General features: G+C 57.0%; 25 protein-coding genes. 17 read left to right on the plus strand and 8 right to left on the minus strand.

What is annotated here, in order from left to right; all coding sequences use genetic code 11:
• Nucleotides 1-45 precede the first annotated feature (45 nt).
• From dnaX to E4T21_RS06775, 6 genes are all read left to right on the plus strand, one after another.
• Nucleotides 46-2,274 (plus strand): DNA polymerase III subunit gamma/tau, encoded by a 2,229-nt coding sequence (gene dnaX / locus E4T21_RS06750; RefSeq protein ID WP_149284273.1) that lies wholly within the window; start codon nt 46-48, stop codon nt 2,272-2,274.
• A 93-nt stretch (nt 2,275-2,367) separates the two neighbouring features.
• Nucleotides 2,368-2,694, plus strand: coding sequence for a YbaB/EbfC family nucleoid-associated protein (locus tag E4T21_RS06755; RefSeq protein WP_149284274.1), 327 nt, complete (start codon nt 2,368-2,370; stop codon nt 2,692-2,694).
• An 83-nt stretch (nt 2,695-2,777) separates the two neighbouring features.
• The gene (gene recR / locus E4T21_RS06760) at nt 2,778-3,383 is read left to right on the plus strand and encodes a recombination mediator RecR (RefSeq protein ID WP_149284275.1); all 606 of its coding nucleotides are present in this window, start codon (nt 2,778-2,780) and stop codon (nt 3,381-3,383) included.
• Between the two features lie 26 nt (nt 3,384-3,409).
• Entirely contained in the window at nt 3,410-4,534 is a 1,125-nt protein-coding gene (rnd, locus tag E4T21_RS06765) for a ribonuclease D (RefSeq protein ID WP_149284276.1), read from the plus strand.
• A 153-nt stretch (nt 4,535-4,687) separates the two neighbouring features.
• Nucleotides 4,688-4,996 (plus strand): YcgL domain-containing protein, encoded by a 309-nt coding sequence (locus E4T21_RS06770; RefSeq protein WP_240349317.1) that lies wholly within the window; start codon nt 4,688-4,690, stop codon nt 4,994-4,996.
• 150 nt (nt 4,997-5,146) lie between these two features.
• Nucleotides 5,147-5,602: a YcgN family cysteine cluster protein gene (locus tag E4T21_RS06775; RefSeq protein ID WP_149284277.1), complete on the plus strand. Its 456-nt coding sequence runs from the start codon at nt 5,147-5,149 to the stop codon at nt 5,600-5,602.
• Nucleotides 5,603-5,663: 61 nt separating this feature from the next.
• Here the strand turns inward: E4T21_RS06775 and E4T21_RS06780 are convergent, their stop codons facing one another.
• From E4T21_RS06780 to E4T21_RS06805, 6 genes are all read right to left on the minus strand, one after another.
• Entirely contained in the window at nt 5,664-5,828 is a 165-nt protein-coding gene (locus E4T21_RS06780) for a type 2 periplasmic-binding domain-containing protein (RefSeq protein WP_187775126.1), read from the minus strand.
• A gap of 65 nt (nt 5,829-5,893) precedes the next feature.
• Nucleotides 5,894-7,117 carry an ABC transporter substrate-binding protein gene (locus tag E4T21_RS06785; protein WP_149284278.1) on the minus strand — a complete coding sequence of 408 codons (1,224 nt, stop codon included), beginning with the start codon at nt 7,115-7,117 and terminating at the stop codon, nt 5,894-5,896.
• Nucleotides 7,110-8,171 carry a CobW family GTP-binding protein gene (locus tag E4T21_RS06790; RefSeq protein ID WP_205423472.1) on the minus strand — a complete coding sequence of 354 codons (1,062 nt, stop codon included), beginning with the start codon at nt 8,169-8,171 and terminating at the stop codon, nt 7,110-7,112. Before E4T21_RS06790 ends, E4T21_RS06785 begins: the two co-directional genes overlap by 8 nt.
• Nucleotides 8,146-8,478: a hypothetical protein gene (locus E4T21_RS06795; protein ID WP_149284280.1), complete on the minus strand. Its 333-nt coding sequence runs from the start codon at nt 8,476-8,478 to the stop codon at nt 8,146-8,148. The genes E4T21_RS06790 and E4T21_RS06795 overlap by 26 nt, the downstream gene beginning before the upstream one ends.
• A 26-nt stretch (nt 8,479-8,504) precedes the next feature.
• A complete protein-coding gene (locus tag E4T21_RS06800) occupies nt 8,505-9,872 on the minus strand; it encodes an amidase family protein (protein ID WP_149284281.1) in 1,368 nt (455 codons plus the stop codon).
• A gap of 19 nt (nt 9,873-9,891) precedes the next feature.
• Complete coding sequence (locus E4T21_RS06805; protein ID WP_240349318.1) at nt 9,892-11,415, minus strand: NCS1 family transporter; 1,524 nt, start codon at nt 11,413-11,415, stop codon at nt 9,892-9,894.
• A 421-nt stretch (nt 11,416-11,836) separates the two neighbouring features.
• Between E4T21_RS06805 and E4T21_RS06810 the strand changes: the two genes are divergently transcribed.
• The 5 genes from E4T21_RS06810 (at nt 11,837) to E4T21_RS06830 (ending at nt 17,308) form a co-directional block, all read left to right on the plus strand.
• Nucleotides 11,837-12,796, plus strand: a complete 960-nt coding sequence (locus E4T21_RS06810) for a GntR family transcriptional regulator (protein ID WP_420827737.1) — start codon at nt 11,837-11,839, stop codon at nt 12,794-12,796.
• A 534-nt stretch (nt 12,797-13,330) separates the two neighbouring features.
• Nucleotides 13,331-14,212, plus strand: coding sequence for a polysaccharide deacetylase family protein (locus E4T21_RS06815; protein ID WP_149284284.1), 882 nt, complete (start codon nt 13,331-13,333; stop codon nt 14,210-14,212).
• A 122-nt stretch (nt 14,213-14,334) separates the two neighbouring features.
• The gene (locus E4T21_RS06820) at nt 14,335-15,693 is read left to right on the plus strand and encodes an MFS transporter (RefSeq protein WP_149284285.1); all 1,359 of its coding nucleotides are present in this window, start codon (nt 14,335-14,337) and stop codon (nt 15,691-15,693) included.
• The gene (locus E4T21_RS06825) at nt 15,690-16,478 is read left to right on the plus strand and encodes an SDR family NAD(P)-dependent oxidoreductase (protein WP_149284286.1); all 789 of its coding nucleotides are present in this window, start codon (nt 15,690-15,692) and stop codon (nt 16,476-16,478) included. The genes E4T21_RS06820 and E4T21_RS06825 overlap by 4 nt, the downstream gene beginning before the upstream one ends.
• 89 nt (nt 16,479-16,567) lie before the next feature.
• Nucleotides 16,568-17,308, plus strand: coding sequence for an SDR family NAD(P)-dependent oxidoreductase (locus E4T21_RS06830; RefSeq protein ID WP_149284287.1), 741 nt, complete (start codon nt 16,568-16,570; stop codon nt 17,306-17,308).
• A gap of 132 nt (nt 17,309-17,440) precedes the next feature.
• Here the strand turns inward: E4T21_RS06830 and E4T21_RS06835 are convergent, their stop codons facing one another.
• Nucleotides 17,441-18,349 carry a LysR substrate-binding domain-containing protein gene (locus E4T21_RS06835; RefSeq protein ID WP_149284288.1) on the minus strand — a complete coding sequence of 303 codons (909 nt, stop codon included), beginning with the start codon at nt 18,347-18,349 and terminating at the stop codon, nt 17,441-17,443.
• A 126-nt stretch (nt 18,350-18,475) separates the two neighbouring features.
• On the opposite strand from E4T21_RS06835, the gene E4T21_RS06840 reads away from it, so the two are divergent.
• From E4T21_RS06840 to E4T21_RS06865, 6 genes are all read left to right on the plus strand, one after another.
• Nucleotides 18,476-19,234, plus strand: coding sequence for a 5-oxoprolinase subunit PxpA (locus tag E4T21_RS06840; protein ID WP_149284289.1), 759 nt, complete (start codon nt 18,476-18,478; stop codon nt 19,232-19,234).
• Nucleotides 19,235-19,289: 55 nt separating this feature from the next.
• The gene (locus E4T21_RS06845) at nt 19,290-19,547 is read left to right on the plus strand and encodes an acetyl-CoA carboxylase (RefSeq protein WP_149284290.1); all 258 of its coding nucleotides are present in this window, start codon (nt 19,290-19,292) and stop codon (nt 19,545-19,547) included.
• Nucleotides 19,544-20,986, plus strand: coding sequence for an acetyl-CoA carboxylase biotin carboxylase subunit (locus E4T21_RS06850; RefSeq protein ID WP_149284291.1), 1,443 nt, complete (start codon nt 19,544-19,546; stop codon nt 20,984-20,986). Before E4T21_RS06845 ends, E4T21_RS06850 begins: the two co-directional genes overlap by 4 nt.
• Complete coding sequence (locus tag E4T21_RS06855; RefSeq protein ID WP_149284292.1) at nt 20,983-21,888, plus strand: 5-oxoprolinase subunit B family protein; 906 nt, start codon at nt 20,983-20,985, stop codon at nt 21,886-21,888. The genes E4T21_RS06850 and E4T21_RS06855 overlap by 4 nt, the downstream gene beginning before the upstream one ends.
• Complete coding sequence (locus E4T21_RS06860) at nt 21,878-22,852, plus strand: 5-oxoprolinase subunit C family protein (protein WP_149284293.1); 975 nt, start codon at nt 21,878-21,880, stop codon at nt 22,850-22,852. The genes E4T21_RS06855 and E4T21_RS06860 overlap by 11 nt, the downstream gene beginning before the upstream one ends.
• A 159-nt stretch (nt 22,853-23,011) precedes the next feature.
• The gene (locus E4T21_RS06865) at nt 23,012-24,373 is read left to right on the plus strand and encodes a purine-cytosine permease family protein (protein ID WP_149284294.1); all 1,362 of its coding nucleotides are present in this window, start codon (nt 23,012-23,014) and stop codon (nt 24,371-24,373) included.
• Between the two features lie 224 nt (nt 24,374-24,597).
• Here the strand turns inward: E4T21_RS06865 and E4T21_RS06870 are convergent, their stop codons facing one another.
• Entirely contained in the window at nt 24,598-25,443 is an 846-nt protein-coding gene (locus E4T21_RS06870; protein ID WP_149284295.1) for a hypothetical protein, read from the minus strand.
• Between the last annotated feature and the right edge of the window lie 31 nt (nt 25,444-25,474).

The following is a 25,474-nucleotide window of genomic DNA, read 5'->3' on the forward strand; positions in this document are numbered from 1 at the left end:
GACAGGTCAACCGTCCCCACTCCAGCAGTAAGGAAAATTCGTTCCATGAGTTATCAGGTCCTGGCCCGCAAGTGGCGGCCGCGCACCTTCCATGAGCTGGTTGGGCAAGAGCATGTTCAACGTGCCCTGGTCAATGCTCTGGACCAGGGACGTCTGCACCATGCTTACCTGTTCACTGGAACCCGGGGAGTAGGCAAGACCACGCTGGCGCGGATTCTGGCCAAGTGCCTGAACTGCACTGCGGGAGGCCATGGGGATGAGGGCATTACCTCGAACCCTTGTGGTACCTGTGATGCTTGCGTATCCATTGATCAGGGCCGCTTCGTCGACCTGATCGAAGTCGATGCGGCATCTCGTACCAAGGTCGAAGATACCCGTGAACTGCTCGACAATGTCCAGTACGCGCCGACCCAGGGTCGCTACAAGGTGTACCTCATCGATGAGGTGCACATGCTCTCCACCAGTAGTTTCAACGCTCTGTTGAAGACATTGGAAGAGCCGCCTCCTCATGTAAAGTTCCTGCTGGCAACCACCGATCCTCAGAAGCTGCCGGCAACGGTGCTGTCGCGTTGTCTGCAGTTTACACTCAAGCATATGCCACCCGAGCGCATCGTTGGACACTTGTCCAAGGTGCTGGAGGCGGAGAATGTGCCGTTCGAGGAATCGGCCTTGTGGTTGCTGGGCAAGGCAGCAGCAGGTTCCATGCGCGATGCAATGAGCTTGACTGACCAGGCCATCGCCTTTGGTCAGGGTGAAGTGCGTCATGCGGATGTGGCGGCCATGCTGGGCACCCTGGATCATCGGCATGTACTGGCGCTGGTGGAGGCTCTGTCCGATGTGGATGCCGCCCGAGTGTTGCAGGAAGTCGCCAAGCTGGCGGAACAGGGCCCGGACTTCGCTGCCGTCCTGGATGACCTCACAGCGATACTGCATCGCCTGGCGATTGGCCAGATGGTACCCCAGGCCCTGGATAACGGTCATGGTGACAGGGAAACATTGCTTGCCTTGTCCGCTCGTTTCACTGCCGAAGACATTCAGCTGTATTACCAGATTGGTGTCCAGGGACGAGCAGACATGGCGCATGCTCCAGATCTGCGCACCGCATTGGAAATGACCTTGTTGCGGATGTTGGCGTTTCGCCCACAGGGTGTTCCCAAGCCTGCACGAACACCTCTGCCACTGCGCGCAGCACCTGAGCAGCAGGGTAGTGTCGAACAGTCTTCTGCCGGAACAGCAGTTGAAGGCGCTACCGGAACAGCAGTTGAAGGCGCTACCGGAACAGCCGTTGAAGGTTCTACCGGAACAGCCGTTGAAGACTCTGCGCCCGAACCGCAGCCAGAAGCCGCAACGCGTAGCGAACCTCCGCCCTGGGAGGGCGGCGCTGCGGAGGACCCTAGTCCAGGCGCTGAGATGTGCGAGACCGAGGCATCCAGCGCAGAAAATACCGTTGCAGCTACATCCCAGACACTGCCGCATGAGCCATCGCCCATGTCGCAGTCGTCACCAGGGCTCGCGGAACCTGTCTCCGGTGAACCAGGCCCGGATGAGCCAGCCCCTGCAGAGCCTCCTCCCTGGGAAGAAGCGGCGCTGGACAACGCGCAGGAGCCTGAGGGTGTGGCGGCGGTTGGTTCGGCAAATGTTGCTTCGCCAGACGTCCCGAATACACCGGACTTGAATCCCGCTGCGTCGAGTGACGTCACTGCCGCGCCGGCCGCTGCTGACGTTGAGCCTGTTGTTGAGTCTGTTACCGAATCCAGTGCCCCCGTGGACACGGTTAGCGATACCTCCACGGTGGCGGATACCACTCCAGTCATAGATGACAGAAGCGCTTCCGAAGCAAGGGCTGGCGTGGAGAATGGGATCGAAGGCCGCTTGAACCATGCCGTATGGCTGGCTTCCTTTGACACATTAGGGCTTTCCGGGCTGACGCGTAACCTGGCGGCTCACTGTGTGGTAGGCGAAGATGATGGCCAAAGCGTACAAATGTTGCTGGATCCATCGCAGGCGGCGATGAATGCAGAAGTCCACATCACGCGAATTCGCGATGCACTGGAAGCAGCAGGTTATCCGCGGCGTCTGGACATAGAAGTTTGTGAGCTTCCCGGCGACGTGGAAACGCCGCGCCAGATGGCCGAACGTCTTGCTGCAGAACGTCATGCACAGGCGGTTGAGTCCTTGAAGCGAGACCCCCATATCCAGCAAATGCAGCAGACCTTTGGTGCCCGTCTGGTGGAATCCACGGTAAAGCCCCTGGAACCGGAAAACGGGCGCTGAGATAGCATTATTTCACAACAGCATTGTCTGAAATGAATACACAACGGCTGGCATGGGCCGGTCGTTAGACCCCATCGGAAAGAGGACAGCACCATGTTCAAGGGTGGAATGGGCAACCTGATGAAGCAGGCCCAGGAAATGCAGACCAAGATGCAGCACATCCAGGAAGAGATTGCCAAGTCTGAAGTACTGGGCGAGGCCGGTGCCGGCATGGTCAAGGTGACCATGAACGGTCGCCATGATGTCAGCCGCGTCGAAATCGACCCCAGCATCATGGAAGAAGACAAGGAATTGCTCGAAGACTTGCTGGCTGCAGCGGTCAATGACGCTGTGCGCAAGGTAGAGCAAAACTCTCGCGAGAAGATGGAAGAAGCGACGGCCGGCCTGAACCTGCCGCCGGGTTTCAAGATGCCTTTCTGAGGCAAAATATTTTCCCGGACCTGTATCCTGGTCACCTGCACCCTAAGTCGCCCAGGGCCCTGTAATCGGACACTGAGAATCGGATGAGCTTTTCTCCTCTTGTCGAGCAATTGATGGAAGCACTGCGTGTGCTTCCTGGAGTGGGCCCCAAGACCGCTCAGCGCATGGCCATGCACTTGCTGGAGCGTAACCGGGAAGGTGGCGAGCGCCTGGCCGCAGTGATGCGAGAAGCGGTTGAACGGGTGGGCTACTGTCAGCGTTGTCGAACTTTGACTGAAGAGCCGTTATGCGGCCTATGTGAAAGTCCCCGTCGTGATGACAGCCTGCTGTGTGTCGTCGAGTCACCGGCAGACATGCTGGCGATCGAAGACGCCGGTGGTTATCAGGGCCGTTACTTTGTCCTGCATGGTCACCTTTCGCCGCTTGATGGTATCGGCCCCGAGGATATCGGTCTGGATCAACTGGATACCTTGATGGAAGAGGGGCAGGTGCAGGAGGTAGTGCTGGCCACCAATCCTACCGTGGAAGGTGAAGCCACTGCCCACTACATAGCCGCCCAGATCCAGCGTCATGGCGCGCGCCTGTCGCGATTGGCCTATGGTGTTCCCATGGGCGGTGAACTTGAGTACGTCGATGGCGGCACCCTGAGTCGCGCCTTCTCCGGTCGCTTGCCGTTTCTCGGTGAGTGATGTTCTTCATCCAGCTGGACACCTGAATGCCTGTTTCCCCTGATATTCGATGGATCGATACTCCTGACGCACTGGACGCTGTCTGTCAGGCGCTTGACGATGCTTCCGTACTGGCTCTGGATACCGAGTTCTTCCGTGAGAAGAGCTTTTTTCCAGTGCCTGCCCTCATCCAGGTCTGTGGTGGTGGTTCTGCCTACTTGATTGATCCGTTGGCGGTGGATTGCACGGATGCCTTTCGTCGTCTCCTGACGGGAAGTGCGATCAAGCTGCTTCATGCCAGCAGTGAAGACTTGGAAGTCTTCGAGCATTGGGCAGGGGTGTTGCCAACCCCTCTGGTGGATACCCAGGTTGCGCAGAGTCTGCTGGGCGAAGATGCGGCCATCGGTTATCAGCGCCTGGTCGAGCACTGGGTTGGCCAGACCTTGCCCAAGGATGAAACGCGCTCCAACTGGCTGGAGAGACCGCTGAGTGATGCTCAACTGAGCTACGCTGCCATGGACGTGGTGTTCTTGCTCGAGGTATGGCAACACCAGCAGGAAGCCTTGTCGCGTCTTGGGCGCCTCGAGTGGGTGATGGCCGACTGCGCTGAGCTGGTGGCCCAATCTCAGCGCACAGAGGAGGGCGACGGCCAGTGGTATCTGCGCCAACGACAACTCTGGCGTCTTAAACCTCAGCAAGTCGAGGCCTATCGTCTGATGACAATCTGGCGGGAAGGCGAAGCGCGTGAGAGGAACCTGCCCCGGGGCTGGGTGGTTCACGATCGGGTATTGTATGCAATCGCTGAACGGATGCCGGAAAATCGCTTTGAGCTGGCAGATGTGGAAGGAGTGAAGCCGACGCTGATCAAGCGCGAAGGGGATGTGTTGCTGGCCATGGTCAAGCAGGCTCGCCACACTGAACTGGCAGACCTGCCGACCGCTTCCCTGTCACCAAGCCTGCCACCGTTCAAGAAGCGCATGAAAGCCCTCAAGCAGGTGGTCAATGCAGAGTCCGAGAGCCTGGGTGTCGCCGCAGAGGTGTTGCTTCGCCGCCGCGAGATGGAGGCGCTGGTCACTGCCAACATGCGTGCTGAGCCACTGCCGTTGCTGAAGGGCTGGCGTGGCGAATTGCTCAATCAGAAACTGGATGCAGCGCTTAACGGCTTCAAGTGATGTAGTAGGCGGGAAAGACGGGATGGACGTTGTTGTCAGGTTCGCCTGTACAGCATGTTCTCTTGTACAAATGGCTCGCTTGTACAAATGGTTTGCTTGTACAGCATGAATCAATGGTTCTTTAAACGGCACAATGGTGCAAGTGGGCTTTGAATGGCCAAGGTAACGATGAAAGACAAGCTGCTGTGTGAGATCTACAAGAGCTCACGCAAGGAAGAGATGTATCTCTACGTGGACAAGCGCCGAGGCCTCCAGGATGTTCCCGCTGCACTGCTGGAACATTTTGGCAAGGCCATTCCTGCGATGACCATGATTCTGACGGCTGACAAGACGCTGGCGCGAACCAGTGGAGCTGCAGTGATGGAGGCCATTGCCGAACAGGGCTTCTACCTGCAGATGCCTCCCGCCAGGGAAGACTACATGCTCGACCTGTATCGCACACCGACAGAAGCAAGATACTGAAACGAGCTACGAGCTACGAGCTACGAGCTACGAGCTACGAGCTACGAGCGACACAGTTGCACCGCAGAACTCGGTGCTCGTCGCTCGAGACTCGTCGCCACAGGAAGCACCGTGCCAATGAGAGATGACCGCGTGAGACGGTCTTGAGAGATGACCTTGAGAGATAGATTCTGGGAGCGCTATGCGCTCGATGAGTTGACCCAGGAGGAGTGGGAGGCGCTGTGCGATGGCTGCGGCCAATGCTGCCTGCTGAAGTTTCAGGATGAGGATAGTGGCGACCTGGCCATTCTCAATCTGGCTTGTACATTGCTCGACATCGGCAGTTGCCGTTGCAGCGACTATCCCAACCGTTTCAGCAAGGTGCCGGATTGTACCCAGTTGACTCCAGCGCTTGTCGGGCAGTTCAAGTGGCTGCCTCATTCCTGTGCCTATCGCCGTTTGGCGGAAGGGCGCAAGCTGGCGGGTTGGCACCATCTGATCAGCGGTGACCGTGAGCGCGTGCATCGCAAGGGCATCAGTGTGCGTTCCTTCGCCGTCCCCCAGGATGGTGTGCGGGAAGAGCACTACGAAGACCATATCATCGCCATCATTCCCATTGATGATTAACGAGCTTCGAGCTTCGAGCTTCGAGCTTCGAGCTTCGAGCTTCGAGCAGCTCGTGGCTCGACTATCCTGCCATCATCTCGATCAGTGCATCATGAAACGCCTGCGCCGTGGGCGTTAGACCTCGTCCAGCATCCCAGGCCAGGCCCACGTCCATGGTCGGAATCGGGTCGCTGAGATCGATGTGCTCGATGCGCCGCCCTTCCAGTGACCATGGGCGGTAGACCATAGTCCGAATGAGTGATGATGCTGGTGGCCTGGGCCTGTGATTCGAAGTTTGTATCGACAGAGGCGTCATGCCGACATGAAGTCGTTCCAGCGCCGTACCAGATAATTGTGTTCGTCCATGACAGTATTCCAGACCGCGATCTTGCTCATGCGAGAAAAGTAGTCGCCACCGTCGCGTACCTCGCCACGTTGTATCATGACATCGTTACTCATTGGGCCGCAGAGGTCTTCGATGGCAGGTTTGCCGGCGTACCAGTAGTCCCATTCGGCAGTGGACAGGTGTGGTCGGGTCAGTGATGACGTGGAGATGTAATACCCTTGTCTGGCCATGACGGCCCCGGGCCAGCCTGATAGCCACCAGTTCATGTATTCGTATGCGGCATCCAGAGTGCGGCCTCTGACCTCGCGAGAGATAGACATACCGCCATACCAGGCACGATAGCCTTCCTGAGGTGAGGCGAGACGAACCTCGATATGGCGCTGCTTGAGATCGTTTATGGCAGGTGACCAAAGGCTTTCAATGCCAACCTTGCCGCGTGCCATGTCGGTGGCAGATTGGCCTTGATTGCTCCAGAACGTACGAAAATGACGGCGTTGCTTGAAGTTGATCAGACAGTCAATCAGGGCATCAATCTCTTTCACACTTAGGTTACCGATGTCTTCGAACTGGATGAGCCCGGAGGCCTGAGCGGCAAGAGCCGCATCAATGGCGCCTATAGCGCTGTCATTCTGCAGGCTAACCAGCCCTTGCCAGCGTTCATCGAGTAGCCAGCTCCAACTCTCCTGATCAGCACTGAGCCCTTCGGGCAACATATCGAGACGATAACCAAAACTGTCCACATTGTGACTAACTGGCAGCATGGTAATTTGCTCGCTAGGGCGTGAACCACAGCTGCCACCGGGTTGTACATAAAGCCGATCCACAGGGTTGCTGCCTGCGCCTAGTGGAGAGTGTGGCGTCAGGCGCCCTGTCTTGGGCAGTTCATTGATCGCATCCCAGTAATGGATACGCTCCAGCTGAATCGGCTGGATGGCGTTGGCCGGCCATACGAAGTCGACATTGTGAAACCACTGGTCATAGATATCGAAGCTGTGTGGTGCCAGAACGCCGAGCCGCTGCGCGGCGACGCCATCCTGGACTTCAAAGGTGATATCAATACCGAGATCGCTGCGGGCTTGTTGGCGAATGTTCTCCAGTAGAGTGACCGAGGTACCGAGGACACGCAGCGTGACCTTGCTACGCTGGACGTAGGGCCCGCTGGTTGCGGTATTGGAAGACGCATCAGGCATGAAGGATCCTGGGGGCGGAGTGGTCGCTCAATTGTTCCATGAAGATTTTCAGCGAGTTTGCCACGGCCTCTCCCGTGATACCACGAGTGATGAAGACCAGCTCCGAGCGCCGATCACCGGGAGGCCAGGTAGTCAGGTGTTCAGGAGGATGGATCGTGTGTTGCACACCGTGCAGCACAACCGGGTAAGGGGAACCCTGAACGTGGAGTAAGCCTTTGACACGTAATAGATGGGTACCATGACGATTGAGCAGCATCGACAGCCATAGGCCAAAGCAGGTCCAGTCCACATCTCCCTCCAGGCGGAGGCGGAAGGTCTTGATGTCGGCAAGCTGCTGCAGATGGCGCTGGCTGGTACCAAGTTGCCATGGCCCCAGCCACTGGCGTGCCTGGCTGGGGCTGAAATGGGATGGGGGGATATTGTCGTTGAACAGGGAATCGGTGTTTGCCCCCAGGCTATCGGCATCCAGGCACTGGGCAGAAGGGTTGATAGCAGCCAGGCGTTGTCGCAGTTCGTCGAGATCTATCGCTGAGCTCAAAGAGGTCTTGCTGATGATCAGTCGATCTGCGGCAGCGACCTGGCTGGCCCAGACAGGATGGTGCTGGTAGCTGGCTCGGGCGTTGATGGCATCGACGACAGTCACCGCGATTCCGGTACTGAGATGGTGGCGCAATACTGGGTCTGCTGTGATGGTCGAGGTAATAGGACCGGGATCAGCGAGGCCGGTGGTTTCCAGCACGATGCGTTTGAATGGCGGGACCTGCTGTTCCTCACGTTGAGTGAGCAGGCGCTGCAAGGCATCGGAAAGCTCGCCGCGAATGCTGCAGCACACACAGCCGCTCTTCAGCAGTACCGCATCCTCTGCAACTTCTCTCACTAGGCGGTCATCAAGGCCAACTTCGCCGAATTCATTGATCAGTACCGCACTGTCGCCAAAGTCTTCGTTGGAGAGGATCGATTTCAGTAGCGTGGTCTTGCCGCTGCCGAGGAAACCCGAAATGACATGCACTGGCAGCCGTTGGTGGAGGTCAGCCATCGTTGTCACGTTTCCCATGGTAATGCTCCAGCTCATCGAGGAACTGGGCTGATAATGGATCCAGCGCATGGCCACTCATCGCTTCCGCCTGACGCCATATGCCGCCCAGGTCCTGAACAATTTCCTGTTTGCCGGTGGCGCTACCCAGTACGAAACTGGTGGACTGGAAATCAGTGACGGACAGCCGTCGTGGAGCGAGTACGGCATTGATCAGTCTTGCCCGATAGGCACGAGCATGTCGCCGAGCGTAATGGGCCTGTTCGGGATCTTCGATGCCCGTAATCCAGTGGCTGTCTTCTCCAAGTGTGCCGCAGAGTCCGCACATGATGGATAACCTCCCGCGGTTTGGTGTTAGCTCGTTGTGGGTGTCGGAAATGCGGTCAGGCATTGATCCACGGCCAGAGCGGTGCGCAGCAGCGCTTCATCCTGGCCGCGGGAAGCACTCAGTTGCATGCTGGTGTGCTGCTGGTTGTGGCGCCCGCAGGGCAGAGCCACTGCCGGACAGTCCAGCAGGCTGGCCACCATGCTCAGGCGCAGGGTGGCCAGGTTAACTTCGGCAAAGAGTTCTGCATCCTGCTCCAGGGGTGCCAGTTCAGGAGCAATATGTGCCACTGTAGGTGTCAACAGAACCGCGCCGCCGAGCTCTTTGCTCAGTTGTTCGATCAATTCCTGACGTCGCCGGTACAGGGTGACTACGGCATCGGGGGGCATCTGGCACGTATTCAACAAGCGCTGGCGAACACGCGGATCCATCTCATGAGCGGCGTTGCTTTCCAGTAGCGCGCGATACTCGGTGTACGCTTCGGCGGCACCCAGCCATCCGATACGATGAATATCGTCGAGAGTATCGGCAATGCTCTGCAATGGACGCTCGACAACCATGAACCCTGCCTCTCGGAGTTGCTTGGCACGGTGTAGCAAGTGGTCGCGTACACTGGGCTCAAGTCTTTGATCCTCGAGGATGGCGGTGTCTACTATCAGCAGGCTGGTATTCGGCTGTGAAGGCGTTCGCTGGCGGGTGGCATGACCGCGCATGGCATCGTCAATCGCTACGCAATCATCGAGGGTGCGGGCAATGACGCCGATAGTATCGAGGCTACGCGCCAGAGGTGTAGTGCCTATACGGTCGTGGCGCTGCTGGCTGGGTCGGTAGGCGCACAGTCCATTGAAGGCTGCAGGAACACGCAGTGATCCGGCGGTATCGGTGCCGATGGCCGCAGGTACGATGCGTTGGGCCACCGCGATGGCGGAACCCGAACTGGAACCTCCAGGTGCTCGCGTCGGCCCATCGCCGGGGGTGCAGTGTGGCGTACCATAGTGGGGGTTGAGACCCAGGCCAGAATAAGCCAGTTCGGTCAGGTTGGTCTTGCCGATACATACCATGCCCGCGCCACTCAAATGGCGCACGGCGTTGGCATCCTGCTGGGCCGGGCTGGCACTCAGTACACGGCTTCCAGCCGTCGTGCAGGTTCCCGTGATATCGAACAGGTCTTTCCACGCAATCGGAACCCCATCAAGAGGGCCATGTCGGGCTCCCGACTGCTGGCGGGCAGCGGATGCCCGTGCTTCTCTCAGGGCCCGCTCTTCGGTCAGTGAAATAAAGACACTGTCGCTATGCTGGGCCAGGCCAAGACAATGCTCGGTGATGTCGACTGGGTTCAACTCGCCTTGTGCGATGGCTTGGCCTAGTTCCAGCGCAGTGTCAGGAAAGATGGTCATTGAGCGCATTCTCCGGGGGTTAGCGATCTTCTCGTTTGAGTGCGGAAGCTGGTATCTGATCGTTAGTCAGGCGGTCAAAACGACCGTTCTTGGTGTAGACCCAGCTAAGGCCGACGCTGGTCGCCAGGTAGCTGTCTCCGTCACGGGTATCGATCTCGGCTTGAGGATACCGAGGCATAATCCAGGTTTTCATCAGTATCAGGTAGACGATCAGAGCAGTTATGAAACCGACAGCATAAGCGTATTCAAGGAAGATGAGCGCCATTGCACCCCCTGCCAACCAAGCGATGAGTCCGGCTGGGTTGTAGCCGTTGGCGAAGCGAAACTGCCCTTCGCTATCGAACAGGGCGGGTACATTGAGACGGCGTTTTCTCAGTAGATAGTAGTCTGCAACCATGATGCCCCCCACCGCCGACAGTACTGCACCGTAATAACTCAGAAAGGTGAATAGATTGTCGAGAATCAGCCATGGCATAACTGCCGTGCCAATAATGCCGGCCAGCACCAGAGCCAGTGGATAAGACAGTCGAGGAGCACCTGCATTGACGAAAGTAAGGGCCGCGGGAATCAGGTTGGCAGCGTTGTTGGTGGACCACTGAGCAAGAATCACCATCAACAGCAACACGATCAGAGTGAAACCGCCTCCTTGGGCCTGAATCACTGTTACTGGGTTCCAGTCACCAGCGGCAATGAACGAGACGCCACCAATCAGGGCAATCCATGCCTGGGTCACCGGCAGGGCGAGAAACTGTGCCACGAACACGTTGCGGTTGCGGGCAAAGAAACTGCGCTCATCGCCCGAAGTACTGAGGAATCGTGTCAGGTTGGGAATGTCGACTGCCAATGCCGACCAGAAAGCCATATTGGCAAAGAACAGTCCGATGATGGAAATGTCCTGGTCGCCGGCAAAAGTCCAGATGTTGACACCTTTGGCCTTTGCCATGACATCCAGTGTGAAGTACATCCAGACCGAAATGGCCACAATGCAGGGTGCCGCAATCGACGCGAGTAGCTCAACGGCACGAATGCCTAAAGCCGTGTTGACGATCTGTACAGTAGCGAACAGCAGATACCACAGTATCCAGTTATCGAACCCCCACAGGTATTCGACGATACCGTTGAGCGCCAGTGCTCCCAGGTAAGTCTGTATGCCGAACCAGATAGCGGCAACGATACCGCGTGATACTGCGGGTAAATGAGTTCCTTTGATACCGAATGGAGCGCGTAGATAGACTGCAAAGGACAGCCCGTGCTCTGTACCGATGTCAGCAGTCAGAGTCATGACGATACCCAGCACCAAGTTAGCGGCGAAGATGACCGCGACCACTTGCATCAGTGACAGTCCCGCGACGCCTCCTGCGCCGAGCTGGAAGGTCGCAATGATCACGGCCATGCCGATCCATAGCCAGATGAAGCCCCAGAAGCCGATGGTACGTTGACTGAGCCAGACCGGAACAATCGAGGGTTCCAGTAGATGCTGGTTGTTATTGGGGGAGGCATCCAAGTGTGGCGCGGTGTTATCAAGAGGCTGCGAATGTGGCACGGAATGGTCCCTTCTGGAGTTGTTGTATGAGGAAGGCATTTTGTTGTCTTTGGGATGACTTAGCCTTGCTTAAATGAAGTATGAGTACAAAGTTCGTTTTTGTGCAATAGTTGTATCCTGGCCTCTCCAGCGGACATTTTTATCGTGTTGATTTGGCAAAAATTTCTTGCCGAAGGCTTTTTGTCTTGATTACTGTCGAGGTGGGGTGATATCTCAAATCATCATCGTGGTTGTGCTCGAAAGGAGTACTTAAAGGTGCCAGAATGTGTGCCGGTTGCGGCTCGATGGAGCGTGCTGTGATTTCGGGTGATCGCAGAAGTGGCATCTGTCTCGTGACAGTATGAGCCTGGGATAGGGAGGAGAGGTTCTGACCAAAGTCGACAGACCCGTGGGGCGGGATCCTAAGCCGCCGCGTTATACGGTGATTCGGAATGTTTTGCGCGAGAGTATTCTTGATCAGCGCATTGCTCCCAATCTTGTTCTCCTCGAGGGCGCCATTGCGCGCTTGTTCGGTACCAGCCGAGGACCCGTGCGCAAGGCGTTGGAGCTGCTTCATGAAGAAGGTGTGATCAGCCGTTTTGAAGGTCGTGGTTTTCTGGCGACGTCTGACCCGGATTCCGTGGTGCCGGCGCGTGACCCACTAACGCCGAGTGCGCTGAGGCTCAATCACAAGGAAGGCTCCGTGGTTGACCAGCGTTCAGTGGCCGAGAGGATCTATGATGACGTTGAGGACGCAGTAGCGACCTGTATTGCTTTCGGCCATTTTCGTATTATTGAAACCACCCTCAGCGATTACTACGGCGTCAGCCGCACGGTGGCACGTGAAGTGTTGGGGCGTTTGCGTAGCCAGCGGTTGGTCGAGAAAGGGCCGCGTTCCCACTGGCTGGCCGGCCCCTTGACCTCTCAGGCGGTGCTGGAGGATTACGAGATTCGCGTATTGCTGGAGCCTGCAGCGTTGCGCGCTTCGGCACCTCTGCTGGCACGTAGTGAGTTACTGGAAATGCAGCAGCGCCTGCAGCGTCTGCTGGATGATCCTGCCCTGCTGAACGCGGCCGAGATCTCTCGCCTTGAAAATGATCTGCATCGCCAGTGCCTGCGCCACTACCGCAACCGTAAAGCGGCAGAAATGATTGCTCAGAGTCAGTTGCCGATTCTCGTCAACCGACTGTTCTTTCAGTCATTGGGTGTGCCGCTATGTGAGCCGATGGTGGTTGAGCATAAGTTGGTGATCGATCATCTGTTGTACGGTGCTTTCGATGCTGCCGCCTCCAGTCTCGAATCCCATCTACTGGCGTCTTCAGAACGGACCAGAAGTCGCCTCAAGGTGTTATCTGTTTTTCCCGAACCAGATCTTCCTCCCTATTTGACGAGAATCAGCTGAGGAAGGGCTGTATCCGCTTAACGATCCCTGATGGGTAACGACTTGAGCGCAACACTCAGGTTGAAGCGTTATTCGTTTATTGCCCACCTCTGCCATTTTCTCTGCATATCCCTTTTCACCTTGAACGCTCCCGCCCCACCGAATCTGTTCGGCAGACGGTGCTTTGAACTCCCGTCATTGATCCGAATCAATAAAATGATCTTTGTATCCTATAGTCGAATTCAAATGGTTTCAGTATTCGCTTCACGACCTGTTGCTGTCATGGAGGGACATGTCATTGCAATTTTTCAATTAGCTGTTTTTGTTAGAAATTATTGAGGTATTCATCGGGTTTTTTTGCTGGAGGGCTGATCGTGCTGAGCACAAAATCATCAAAAATTAGGTCGCTTTTGGTGATTTGACAAAAATGACGTTTGTATCCAATATCCAAAAAATCCAGTCATGGATAACCATCATCTACGCAGCGCTTGATGGTTACGCCTGCGAAGGCAGTGCCAACTGAAGTCAACGAATTCACAACAAGAGGTGTTGATAATGGCAAAGAAGGAGATTCTCTGTGCGTTTGGCGTCGATGTGGACGCTGTGGCTGGCTGGTTGGGTTCATATGGAGGTGAAGACTCACCAGACGACATCTCTCGCGGCCTGTTCGCGGGAGAGGTAGGAGCGCCTCGGCTGCTCAAGCTGTTCGAGCGCTATAACCTCAAGACCACCTGGTTCATTCCTGGTCATAGCATCGAAACCTTTCCTGAGCAGATGAAGGCGGTGGTAGAGGCGGGACATGAAGTGGGGATTCATGGCTATAGCCACGAAAACCCGATTGCCATGACTCGGGAGCAAGAGCGTGATGTGCTCGATTACAACATTGATCTGGTGACCCAACTGACGGGCAAGCGTCCGACCGGTTATGTAGCGCCCTGGTGGGAATTCAGCCCTGTCACTAATGAGTTGTTGCTGGAACGTGGCATCAAGTATGACCACAGTCTTATGCACAATGATTTCCATCCATACTACGTTCGGGTCGGTGACTCCTGGACAAAGATCGATTACTCCAAGCCTGCCCGCGAGTGGATGAAACCGCTTGAGCGTGGCAAGGAAACGGATCTGATCGAGATTCCTGCCAATTGGTATCTCGATGACCTGCCGCCGATGATGTTCATCAAGAAATCCCCCAACAGCCATGGCTTTGTCAGCCCGCGCCAGCTTGGCGAGATGTGGCAGGATCAATTCGACTGGGTTTATCGCGAGAATGATTATGCGGTCTTCACCATGACGATCCACCCCGATGTGTCTGGGCGCCCACAGGTGCTGTTGATGTTGGAGCGGATGATCGAGCACATGCTGGCCCACGAAGGCGTACGTTTCTGCACTTTCGATGAAATTGCAGATGACTTCGCCGCCAGACAGCCGCGCAAATAGCAGGGAAATTCGAACGTCGAGATAGGGGCTGGCCCGTGTTCCATCCAGCGGCTGGAATGGCTCATTTGCCCCCTGTCTTGTCGCTCAACGTTAAATACCAATAACGATAAAGGGTGGCGTGGATGTCTATGGATTCAAAACTTGGGCGGCCTGAAGGTCGTCCTGATAGCGACCAACCGTGGAACGCTGTCATTACAAGAAAGCAGATCGGCTACGCTTCCTTGGTCTGTTTCATTGCCTGGGCGGCATCGGTATATGACTACACCTTGTTCGGTACCTTGTTACCGGTCATTGCCGAGGACTTTGGCTGGACCACGGCCAAGGCGACCGCTGTCAATACCTGGGCCACTATCGGTGTGTTTCTGGTGTCACTGGTGGTGGGGTCCATGCTGGACCGCTTCGGACGCAAGAAGACTCTGATCCTGCTGGTCATCGGTGGTGCGATCAGCTCCGGGTTTTCCGGTCTGGCAATCGGTGCTGCTTCGATGGTCATCATTCGTGCTTTCTCGGGTTTTGCTGTGTCGGAAGAAGTGGTGAATGCAGTTTACCTGAACGAAATCTATCGCAAGGCCAAAGGCCGGGGCTTCATGTACAGCCTGGTGCAGAGTGGCTGGCCGGTGGGCGCGTTGCTGGCAGCCGGCATGACATCCCTGTTGCTGCCGGTGATCGGTTGGCGCGGTAGCTTCTTCGTTGCGGCTCTGGCATCCGTCATTGTCATTGTGATGGCAGTCAAACTGCCGGAGTCCCCGGTGTTTGCGGCGATCAAGGAGGTTGAGCGGCGGCGCAAAGCAGGCCAGAACGCCGAAGCAGACCAGTTGGCCCTTGAGCATGAGCTTGAGATGTCCAGTGATAGTCACAAGGGCATCAAAGGTGTGCTGACTCCAGAGCTGCGCCGTCACACGATTTCGCTGTCGTTGGTATGGTTGTTCAGTTGGATGGCCATCCAGGTCTTCGCGGTATTGGGCACCACAGTATTGGTCGAGGCCAAGAGTGTCAGCTTTGAAAGCTCATTGCTGGTATTGATTCTGGCCAATGCCGTGGGCTTCATCGGCTACCTGACTCACGGCTGGATCGGTGATCGGATCGGACGTCGCAATACTGTGCTGGGCGGTTTTGTGCTGGGTGGTATAGCGAGCCTGGCAATGTTGCTGGGTCCAGCCACCGAGGCTTTCGTCTATGTGATGTATGCCGTGACTCTGTTCTTTCTGCTTGGTCCCTTCGCCGCCATTCTGTTCTACATGGGAGAATCCTTCCCACCACACGTGCGCGGAACGGGAGCCAATGTGGCCCACGTCATGGCACCCGTAGGAGCGATTGTCGGTTCAGGCCTGATCTCGATACTGCTGACCGCAGGGGTATCCATGACCATGGCAGCGATCATTGCCGGCTCTCTGCCGTTGCTGCTTAGTGGTCTGCTGATGCTGGGGTGTCGTAGGGTCGAGCACCATGTTTCTGATGTGATGGAAGGGGCTACTGCATGAGCAATTTAATTCGCGACGATGGATTGAACGGCAAGGTAGCAATGATTTCAGGGGCTGCCAGCGGCATCGGTCAGGCCCTGGCCGTCTGTTATGCCCGTGCGGGAGCGCGAGTGGTAGCTGGCTACTACCCGGGAGACCCTCATGATGTGCAAGATACGGTTGCCGCGGTCAACGAGGCAGGTGGAGAATGCTTGCCCTTTGCAGTAGATGTGCGCAGTACTGAACAATGTGATGCCTTTGCCCGAAGTGCAGTGGATACCTTTGGTTCGCTAGACATTGCGGTGGCTGGTGCCGGTATTCTCCGTCAGTCGACACTGGCGCAGCTTAGTGATGAGCGCTGGAATGACATGCTGTCCGTGGATCTCGGTGGGGTGATGCGCATCTTCCGCAGTGCTGCTGATGCCATGACCGGCCCTGGTGCCATGGTGGCAATCTCATCCATCGCCGGTGGTGTCTATGGCTGGGATGACCATGCCCACTATGCGGCTGCCAAGAGTGGCTTATTGGGATTGGTGAAATCTCTGGCTGTCGAACTGGCCCCGCGAGGCATCCGCGTCAATACCATCATTCCCGGTTTGATCGAGACGCCGCAGTCACTGGATTCGGTGAATTCGCTGGGACCCGATGGCCTCAAGGAGGCGGGGCGCTATATTCCTGCCGGTCGGGTAGGCCGGGCCGAGGAAGTCGCAACGACAGTACGTTTCCTTACCAGCGATGACTCAGCGTATATCACCGGTCAGCAGTTGATCGTCGATGGCGGACTGACGGTGCGCTGGCCGGGCTGATTCATGCATGGTGTCGTGCTGGCTATCCAAGATCATGCCGGGGGAGGCACAGGCTGCTCCCGGCTGTCTTCTTGTCGGGAGGTGGTGGTATGTCCCATAAGTTGAGTGGAAAGGTAGCTCTGGTGGTGGGGGGAGCGAGTGGCATTGGCCGTGCCATTGCTGAGTTGTTTCATGCCGAAGACGCGTACCTGGCTGTCGCTGACTATAATGACGAGGGCTGCGCTGAGCTTTCACGCCAATTGGTGGATCGCGTGACAGCACATAGCGTGGATGTTGCCTCGGATAGTAGCGTTCAAGCTCTGATCCAGGATGTGATTGCAGCTCACGGTCATATTGATGTGCTGGTCAACAGCGCAGGGATTCTTGATGAGACTGCGTTTCTGGATATGTCGACCGACACCTTTGATCGCATGATCGGTATCAATCTGCGCGGTATTTTCGTTGTCAGCCGCCTTGTGGCGGCACATATGGTCGAGAGGCGTGAAGGGCGTATTATCAATATTGCATCTCAACTGGCGTTGAAGGGTGGAACAGGACTGGCACATTACTGTGCTGCCAAGGCCGGAGTGCTGGGGTTGACGAAATCCATGGCACGTGAGCTGGCACCCTTTAATGTACTGACCAATGCCATAGCACCGGGTCCCATCTTGACACCGATGCTCGGAGGACTGAGTGACGAGTGGATTGCTGCCAAGGAAGCTGAGCTTCCGCTCGGCCGCTTCGGACGTGCGGAGGAGGTGGCACCCACGGCACTGATGCTGGCAGCATCACCGGACGGTGATTTGTATCTTGGACAGACACTGGGCCCCAATAGTGGGGATGTGATGTAACTCCATGTCGAATCTGGTTGCCTAAAGTGCTGCAGTTATTCTATGGATCCAGGCTAAGCGCTTAGCCTCGACATGGGGCATCTGGAGGAGGACAGGCTGTTGCTTGTTTCTTGAATTCAACCAATAAGTGCATCATCCCACCGCCATGGCCTCGATCAGTGCATCATGAAACGCCTGCGCCGTGGGTGTTAGACCTCGTCCGGCATCCCAGGCCAGGCCCACGTCCATGGTCGGAATCGGGTCGCTGAGATCGATGTGCTCGATACGCCGCCCTTCCAGTGACCAGGGACGGTAGACCATATCCGAAAGAATGCTGATACCAGCGCCATTGGCCACCAGGCTTCGTACCGCTTCCACGGAAGACGTACTGAACAGTGTGCGTGGCGCCAGGCCGCTGGGTGCCCAGTATTTGAGCGCTGTCTGCTCGGCTTCGTCGACATTGAGCATGATGTATGGCTCCTGGGCGACATCTTCCAGGCCTACCTGTCGACGTTCCAATAGCGGATGGTGACTTCCGACCCATAGCCGCCTCGGCGAGCGAATCAACAGGTGTGTTTCCAGCGGCGTGTCGGGTTCCAGGTTGGAGACAAGCATGATGGCCAGATCGAATGTGGCGTTTTTCAGGCCGGCCTGGATGACGGGTCTGGGGGCTTCATGCAAGCGTACTTCGACCCCCGGATAGCGGCGTTGGAATTGAGCCAGCAAGGGCGGCAGGAAGTAACCGGCCACGGTGTAGCTCATGGCCAGCTCCAGTCGGCCAGTGAGTGTGGGGGAATGCACCCTTGTGCTATCGAAGGCCTCATCCACGGCCTGGAAAACATGCCGAACCTGTTGCAGAAAACGGGTACCTTCGCGGGTCAGCAGCATGCCCTGGGCCTGACGATCGAATAATTTTACGCCCAGTTCTTCCTCGATTTCCCGGACGCCAGTGGTGATGGAAGACTGTGAGACATTCAGGTCGACCGCGGCCTGGGTGACTTTGCCGCTTTCAGCAACGGCCACAAAATAACGTAGCTTTCGCAGTGATGGAGTTCTTGCCATGGCCTGATGTCCACTGAGTTTACGCTAGGTGTTCGGATTTTTTGATAATGCCAAACAAGAATGAATAATTCCAAAGATAAAAGGGCTGAGATACACCTGTGGGTACCGAAAGACGGGAGACTCACAATGACAACGGTTCTGGACATCAATGCGGACATGGGAGAGGGGTTTGGCCCATGGCTGATTGGCGAAGGTGTCGATGATGACATCATGGCATTGATCAGTTCTGCCAATATCGCGACCGGCTTCCATGCTGGCGATCCTTCCACCATGACCCACAGCCTGCGTGAAGCTCGGAAACATGGTGTGGCCGTCGGTGCCCACCCCGGATTTCGTGACCTGGTCGGTTTCGGGCGCCGACATATCAATGCCAGCCCGGAAGAGCTGGTCAATGACGTGCTCTATCAGTTGGGCGCGCTGCGTGAACTGGCCCGGCGAGAGGGACAGACGCTGCACCACCTCAAGCTGCATGGTGCGTTGTTCATGCATGCGGCACGAGACGAGGCGTTTGCGACTCAGCTGTGTGAAGCCCTGGTGGCGTCAGGCACTGATCTGCCGATCTATTGCTTGGTGGATTCAGTGCTCGACCGAGTGGCTCGGCAGGCCGGCTTGCGTTCCGTTCACGAATTCTATGCCGATCGTGACTACGACGATAACGGTTCGATTGTCTTCGTCCGTCAGGTGGCGCGACGTGACCCGGATCAGGTTGCCGCCAAGGTGCTGCTGGCTGTCACCGAGGGTGTCGTCGAGAGCATCAATGGCAAGCGAGTGGCGGTGAGCTGCGATTCGGTGTGCCTGCACAGCGACTCGCCGGGAGCACTGGATATGCTCAAGACCATTCGTCGTCGCCTGGGTGAAGCCGGTATCGCAGTGCGGACGGTGTGATCTTTCCTACCAATTGCCCATCAATAACAACATTTTTGAATGAAGGACCCATGCCATGTCACAACTTACTCAACAAGCCCCGTTTCCCGGCGTCTTCTACTGTCGGCCCTCGCCGGACTCTGACCCCTTTGTCGAGCCTGGCAGCTCGGTGGATGCGAACACAACTATCGGCTTGCTGGAAGTCATGAAGCAATTCGTCGAGGTCAAGGCCGAGGCTGCTGGCAAGGTACTGGAGGTTCTGGCCGGCGATGAACAGCTGCTGGAGGCCGGTGATGACATTCTGGTGATCGACACCAGTGGGGAGGGCGCATGAACGGTCGACTGCTGATTGCCAACCGGGGCGAGATCGCCGTTCGTATCGTACGTGCCGCACAGGAGCTGGGGCTGACCAGCATTGTGGTACACAGCGAGGCGGATGCTGAAAGCCTTGCCGTGCAACTGGCGGATGAAGCGGTGTGTATCGGCCCGGCCCAGGCAGCGAAGAGCTATCTGAATATCGACGCTATCCTTGCCGCTGCCCGCGATTGTCGTGCCGATGCGGTACATCCCGGTTATGGCTTCCTGTCAGAGAATGCGGAGTTTGCCCGGCGTGTCGAGGCTGCGGGCATTGTCTTCGTGGGACCGGATGCTGGCTTGATCGAGCGCATGGGCAACAAGTCAGAGGCGCGGGCCACGGCGATGGCGGCGGGTGTTCCGGTAGTGCCGGGCTCTCCCGGGCCGGTGGTTGGCATTGACGAGGCAACAAGTGTTGCCGGTGATGTTGGCTATCCACTACTTATCAAGGCTGCAGCGGGGGGCGGTGGACGTGGCATTCGCACCGCGCGCAACGAGAGTGAGTTGCGTGAACAGTTGCCGCTGGCTCAGGCAGAAGCGCGTGCAGCATTCGGTGACGATAGTGTCTATCTGGAGCGTTACATCGAGCGGGCGAGGCATATCGAGGTGCAGATTCTCGCCGATGGTGAGCGTGCTGTGCACCTGTTCGAGCGCGAGTGTTCCCTGCAGCGTCGTCGCCAGAAGGTGTTTGAGGAGGCGCCGTCTCCAGCACTTTCCGAAAAGGCACGTCAGCAGCTCTGTGAGTCTGCCGTGGCACTGGCCGAGCACGTCGGCTACCGCGCTGCGGGCACGCTTGAATACCTGTATGACGACGATAGCGGCGAATTCTTCTTTATCGAGATGAATACCCGCATTCAGGTAGAGCATCCGGTCACGGAGATGATTACCGGTATCGACCTGGTTCGAGAGATGATCCGTATCGCCCTGGGGCAGGGCCTGTCACTGCAGCAGGGCGATATCCAGCGTCGCGGTTGGGCGGTGGAAATGCGCCTTAATGCCGAGGATCCCGACAAGGGGTTCTTCCCGTCACCAGGGCGCGTGGAGAAGCTGACCTGGCCCACGGGCCCCGGTATTCGCATCGATTCGTTGCTCTATGAAGGCTATCGCATGCCTCCCTATTACGATTCGATGGTGGCCAAGCTGATTGTCTGGGATGAAACCCGTGAGGCGGCGCTGAAGCGGGCAGCTCGGGCATTGGATGAGTTCTGCCTGGAAGGATTCACCACCACGGCGGGCCTGCACCGCCGTCTGTTGGATGAACCTGCCATCCAGAACGGTGATTTCCACACCGGCAGTCTGGAAGTCTGGCTGGAGGATCAATCTCAAGCGCTCTCTCAATCCGAGTCTCAACTCCGGTCTCAAGCCCAGTCTCAACTCCGGTCTCAACCCCAGTCCACATCAGTGGAGGAGGCATCATGAACGCTGAATCCGTTACGGAAACTGCTGCGGCACGCTATAGCGTTGCGGGCGATGAATTCCTGTTCGTCGAGCTCAGCGAATCGATGACACTGGAGGCTTTCTTTCGCTCGATCTCGATCACTGGTCGTCTGCGGGAGAGGGCGTTACCTGGGGTGCTGGAAATCTGTCCGGCCAATGCCTCCTATCAGGTACGCATTGATCCGCAGCAGATATCGGTGAGCCAGTTGCAGGCCGAGCTGGAAGATATCGATGCCGAAGTATCCAGCCAGTCCGTTCAGAGGCTGACCACGCGGGTGGTTGAGGTACCGGTGCTGTACAACGATCCCTGGACCCATGAAACGCTGATGCGTTTTCGGGATCGCCATCAGGATCCAAGTGGTACGGATCTCGAGTATGCCGCACGCATCAATGGCTATGCCGATGTCGAGGCCTTTATCGATGCTCACAGTGGCAGCCCTTGGTTTGTGTCGATGGTGGGCTTTGTTGCCGGTTTGCCGTTCATGTACCAGATGGTGCCTCGCGAACGCCAGATCCAGGTGCCCAAGTATCTGCGGCCGCGTACCGATACTCCGAAGCAGACCGTCGGTTACGGTGGCTGTTTCAGCTGCATCTATTCAGTGCGTGGGGCGGGGGGCTACCAGATGTTCGGTGTCACGCCGATGCCGATCTACGACCCCACTGGCAACATGCCGCATATCGACGACTCGATGATCTACTTCCGGCCCGGCGATATCGTCAAGCACCGTCCGATCACCCGTGAGGAGTATGACACCTTGCAGGCCGCCGCCGAGGCTGGTGAGTTCAAGCCACGAACAGCCGAGTTCGTGTTTGATCTGGATGATTTCACTGCCGATCCCGATAGTGTCGCCAATCGTGTCAAGGAGGTGCTCAATGAGCATTGAAGTGATCAAGCCGGGACTTGCGACCACCATTCAGGATGCTGGGCGTAGTGGTCATTATCATCTAGGGATCCCGCCATCGGGAGCCATGGATCAGGTCTCGATGCGCTCCGCCAATCTACTGCTTGGCAATCCGGAAGCTGCTGCAGTGCTTGAATGCGCTTTGATGGGCCCGGAGCTGCGCTTTCATGACACCCTGCGTATTGCCACCGGTGGCGCGCAAATGGTGCCGAAGATTGATGGCGTCGCCTGTCCCAATCATGAAGTCATCGAGGTGCCGGCGGGGAGTGTACTGAGCTTTGACTTCGTACGAGCGGGGGCGCGCCTGTATCTGGCGGTGGAAGGGGGCTTCGATGTACCCGAACGCCTCGGCAGTCGCAGCACCTATGCATTGGGTAGTCTCGGAGGCCTGGAAGGTCGGCCGCTGCAAGCGGGGGATCGGTTGAAGGTACTGTCGGCAGAGTATTGTGCGGATGTTGGCCGATCCTTGCCGGAGTCCTTGAGGCCCGTATATCACAAGCAATACGAGCTGCGCGTGGTACCCGGTATCTATGATCACCGTTTGACACCGGAAGCTCGTGAACGCTTTTACGACGAACTGTGGTCAGTGGGTTCCGAAGCAGACCGTATCGGTTATCGCTTCAAGGGGGGAACGCCACTGGAGTTCATCGAGCGGGAGCCACCTTTTGGTGCCGGTGATGACCCTTCGAATATTGTCGATGCCTGCTATCCCATTGGCTCCATCCAGGTGCCGAGTGGTAGCGAACCCATCGTGCTGCATCGTGATGCAGTATCAGGCGGTGGGTACGCGATGATCGGTACTGTGATCAGTGCCGACATGGATCTGATTGGTCAGATTCAGCCCCACCAAAAGGTGCGTTTCGTGCCGGTTTCCCTGCAACAGGCCTTGACGGCCAGGGCCGAGTACCAGCAGCGCCTGCAAGGGCTTCGTCAGGCATTGGTTTGATGTTCCCCAGAGGCTGAACGCCTCTGACGTATCTTCTCCTCACTGTTGCTCGGGGCCTTGTGGCCCCGTAGGAGAGCTTTGTCATTTTGATGGAGTTCAGCAAAGGTACTGCTAGTCCTCGAACTTGGAATAACAACATTAAATCAAGAGGATATTTCCATGAGCAATATATCCCGTTGTTCAGAGACGTCTGTCGATAGCGACTATACGGATCGCCCGGTGCCCAGCGACCAGCGCATGCCGAGGCTCAATCTGATGATGGCCTGGTGGGCGGTATGCAGCGCAGTTTTCTACATGGTGGTGGCAGCGTCCATGGCGCGCAATTATGGGACAGCCAATGCCTTGATAGGCATCGTCCTGAGCGTGCTGTGTTACGGCATCATCAATGCGGTCATCAGTCGCTTTGCCATGCGTACAGGCGTGACGGTGGCCTTGTTCTCCAAGGTGATGTTCGGACATGTCGGAGCCGTGATCGCTACCTTGATCTTTTTTGCCACCGCCCTGTATTACGCTGTCTTCGAGGGTTATGTGATGGCACTGGTATTGTCCGAATGGTCGCCGTCTCTGGGCATGCCCATGGCCACGCTGATCGTCGTGGTATTGGGAGTCTCGCTGATTTTCGGCAGCATTCAACACTGGCTCGACAAGTTCAATGGCATTCTGCTGCCGGTCTATGTGATTGGCATGCTTGTCGCCGTGGCTGTGGCGATTGCTGTGCATGGATACCCGTCGGGATGGTTGAGCCAGGTACCTGAAGGCGGTGCAAGCCCCTGGGGATGGTGGCATGCCTTCAGCTACTACATGGGTGTCTGGGTGCTGATGATGTTCACCTTTGACTATGCACGTTTTGGCCGTCAGGAAGATGCCGGCTTCCATGGGCGGGTGACCTTTGGCGTGCCGTTCTATCTCATGACGTTTCTCTTCAGTGGCCTAGTAGGCATCCTGCTGGATGCGTGTCTACCCAGCGAAGGACTTTCTGAGGCCTCTATTGTGCTGGGGCTGCTGAAACTGCTGGGAGTGGGGGGGCTATTGTTGGTGTGGGTGACCCAGAGCCGTATCAATACGGCGAACTTCTACTTGGCGACAGTGAACCTGGAAGCCTTCATCGGCAAGGCCATGGGAATCAGGCTGAACAAGTTCGTGGCAGGCTGCCTGGTTGGTGTATTGGCCTGGGGGTTGATGTCGGCAGATGTCTTCTCTTACTTGCTCAAGGCACTGGCCTATCAGGGCGTGTTCGTGGTTGCCTGGGTGGGCGTGGCATTGGCTCATATCCTGTCGCGTACCTATCAGCGTCGCTTCAATGGCCACCTGGAGCTTGTGGATGCAAGAATTCCTGCGCTCAATCCATGTGGTCTCGTGGCATGGGGCGGCGCTACCCTGTGTGGCATTGGTGTGATGCATCTGCCCGGCTGGTCTGGCGCTTCAGCGCCTTTGACCTTCATCGCCGCCTATCTGGTCTATGCCGTGGGGCTGCATTTTGCGAGGCCGCAGTGGTATAGCGTAGAGCCCTCAGCATCTTGAAACTGGAGCCCTCAGCATCTTGAAACTGGAGCCATCAGCGTCTTGAAACTGGAGCCCCTCAGTTTCTTGAAGCCAATAGCTCTCAACCATTCGAAGAACTGTTGGTGCAGGACTCTGGCCTGATACCTAAAAACCCAGGGGCCATGATGGCCCCTGGGTTTTTACTGCCCCACAAGATTACCTGCGAGCTTCTGGCTGAAAAGCCCAGAGGCCCAGACTGTCGGTTACTGCTGTGGGCTGCTGTCATCCTGCTGCTGTTCGGCTTCCTCTTCGACAGCATCGCCAGCGGCTTCAGGGTCGCTGTCTTCTTGAATGGAGCTGTCTTTCTCTTTCTGCTTGTCATCCTTATCAGATGAACTGCTTGCCTCGGCCGAAGGTTCACTCATCTCGTATGAGCCGCTGATTTCGCCTTCAAACAGTGGGTGGGCGTCATCCAGGCTGTCAAACGGTTCGATCAGGGTCTTGCCTCCAGTGGCGTCGTCACCCTTTCCGTCGGCCTCCACATAGCTATCCCCATCGAAGCGCAAGCGTACTGTCTCGGAGGGCTGGTCGGCGGCGACATGACGTTGCATCAACAGGTCCTGCCAGCCGTCATGGTTGTCCGCGCCCAGTGCGATAGGCGGCTCGGTCGTTGGCTGGGCGCTGAGTACCTGGTAGGTATCGCCTTGGGCCTGGAGAATCAGAGTATCGCAGCCACCGGTACCACAGACCATAGGGCCGACGACATGCACGATCGCTTCATCTTGTCCGTCATCATTGAGATCGGCCCAGCCCACCAGATAACGGATCTCGCCCAGTTGCGGGTCGAAGTTGCCACGCAAGGAGTCTTCCAGAACCTGCTGGCGCTCGGCGGGGTCGATGGCTGAGGTAGGCTCCTCGGCCTTGGATTCAGCATCTTCGGCTTCCGCGTCAGAAGTCGAAGTATCCTGGGTATCAGCCGCGTCGGCGTTCTGAGTCTGCTCGCTTCCCCCATTGGTGCCTTCTGCATCTTCATCGTTATCCGAGCAGCCGGATAGGCCGATACCAAGCCAGAGGGCGGCGGTGAGAGCCAGCATGGGTTTTGCGTTCATTGAATGTCCTTTTCCGTCGATTGCCGCAGGT

Origin of the sequence: Halomonas binhaiensis, assembly GCF_008329985.2 — a bacterium.
Classification (GTDB): Bacteria; Pseudomonadota; Gammaproteobacteria; order Pseudomonadales; family Halomonadaceae; genus Halomonas; species Halomonas binhaiensis.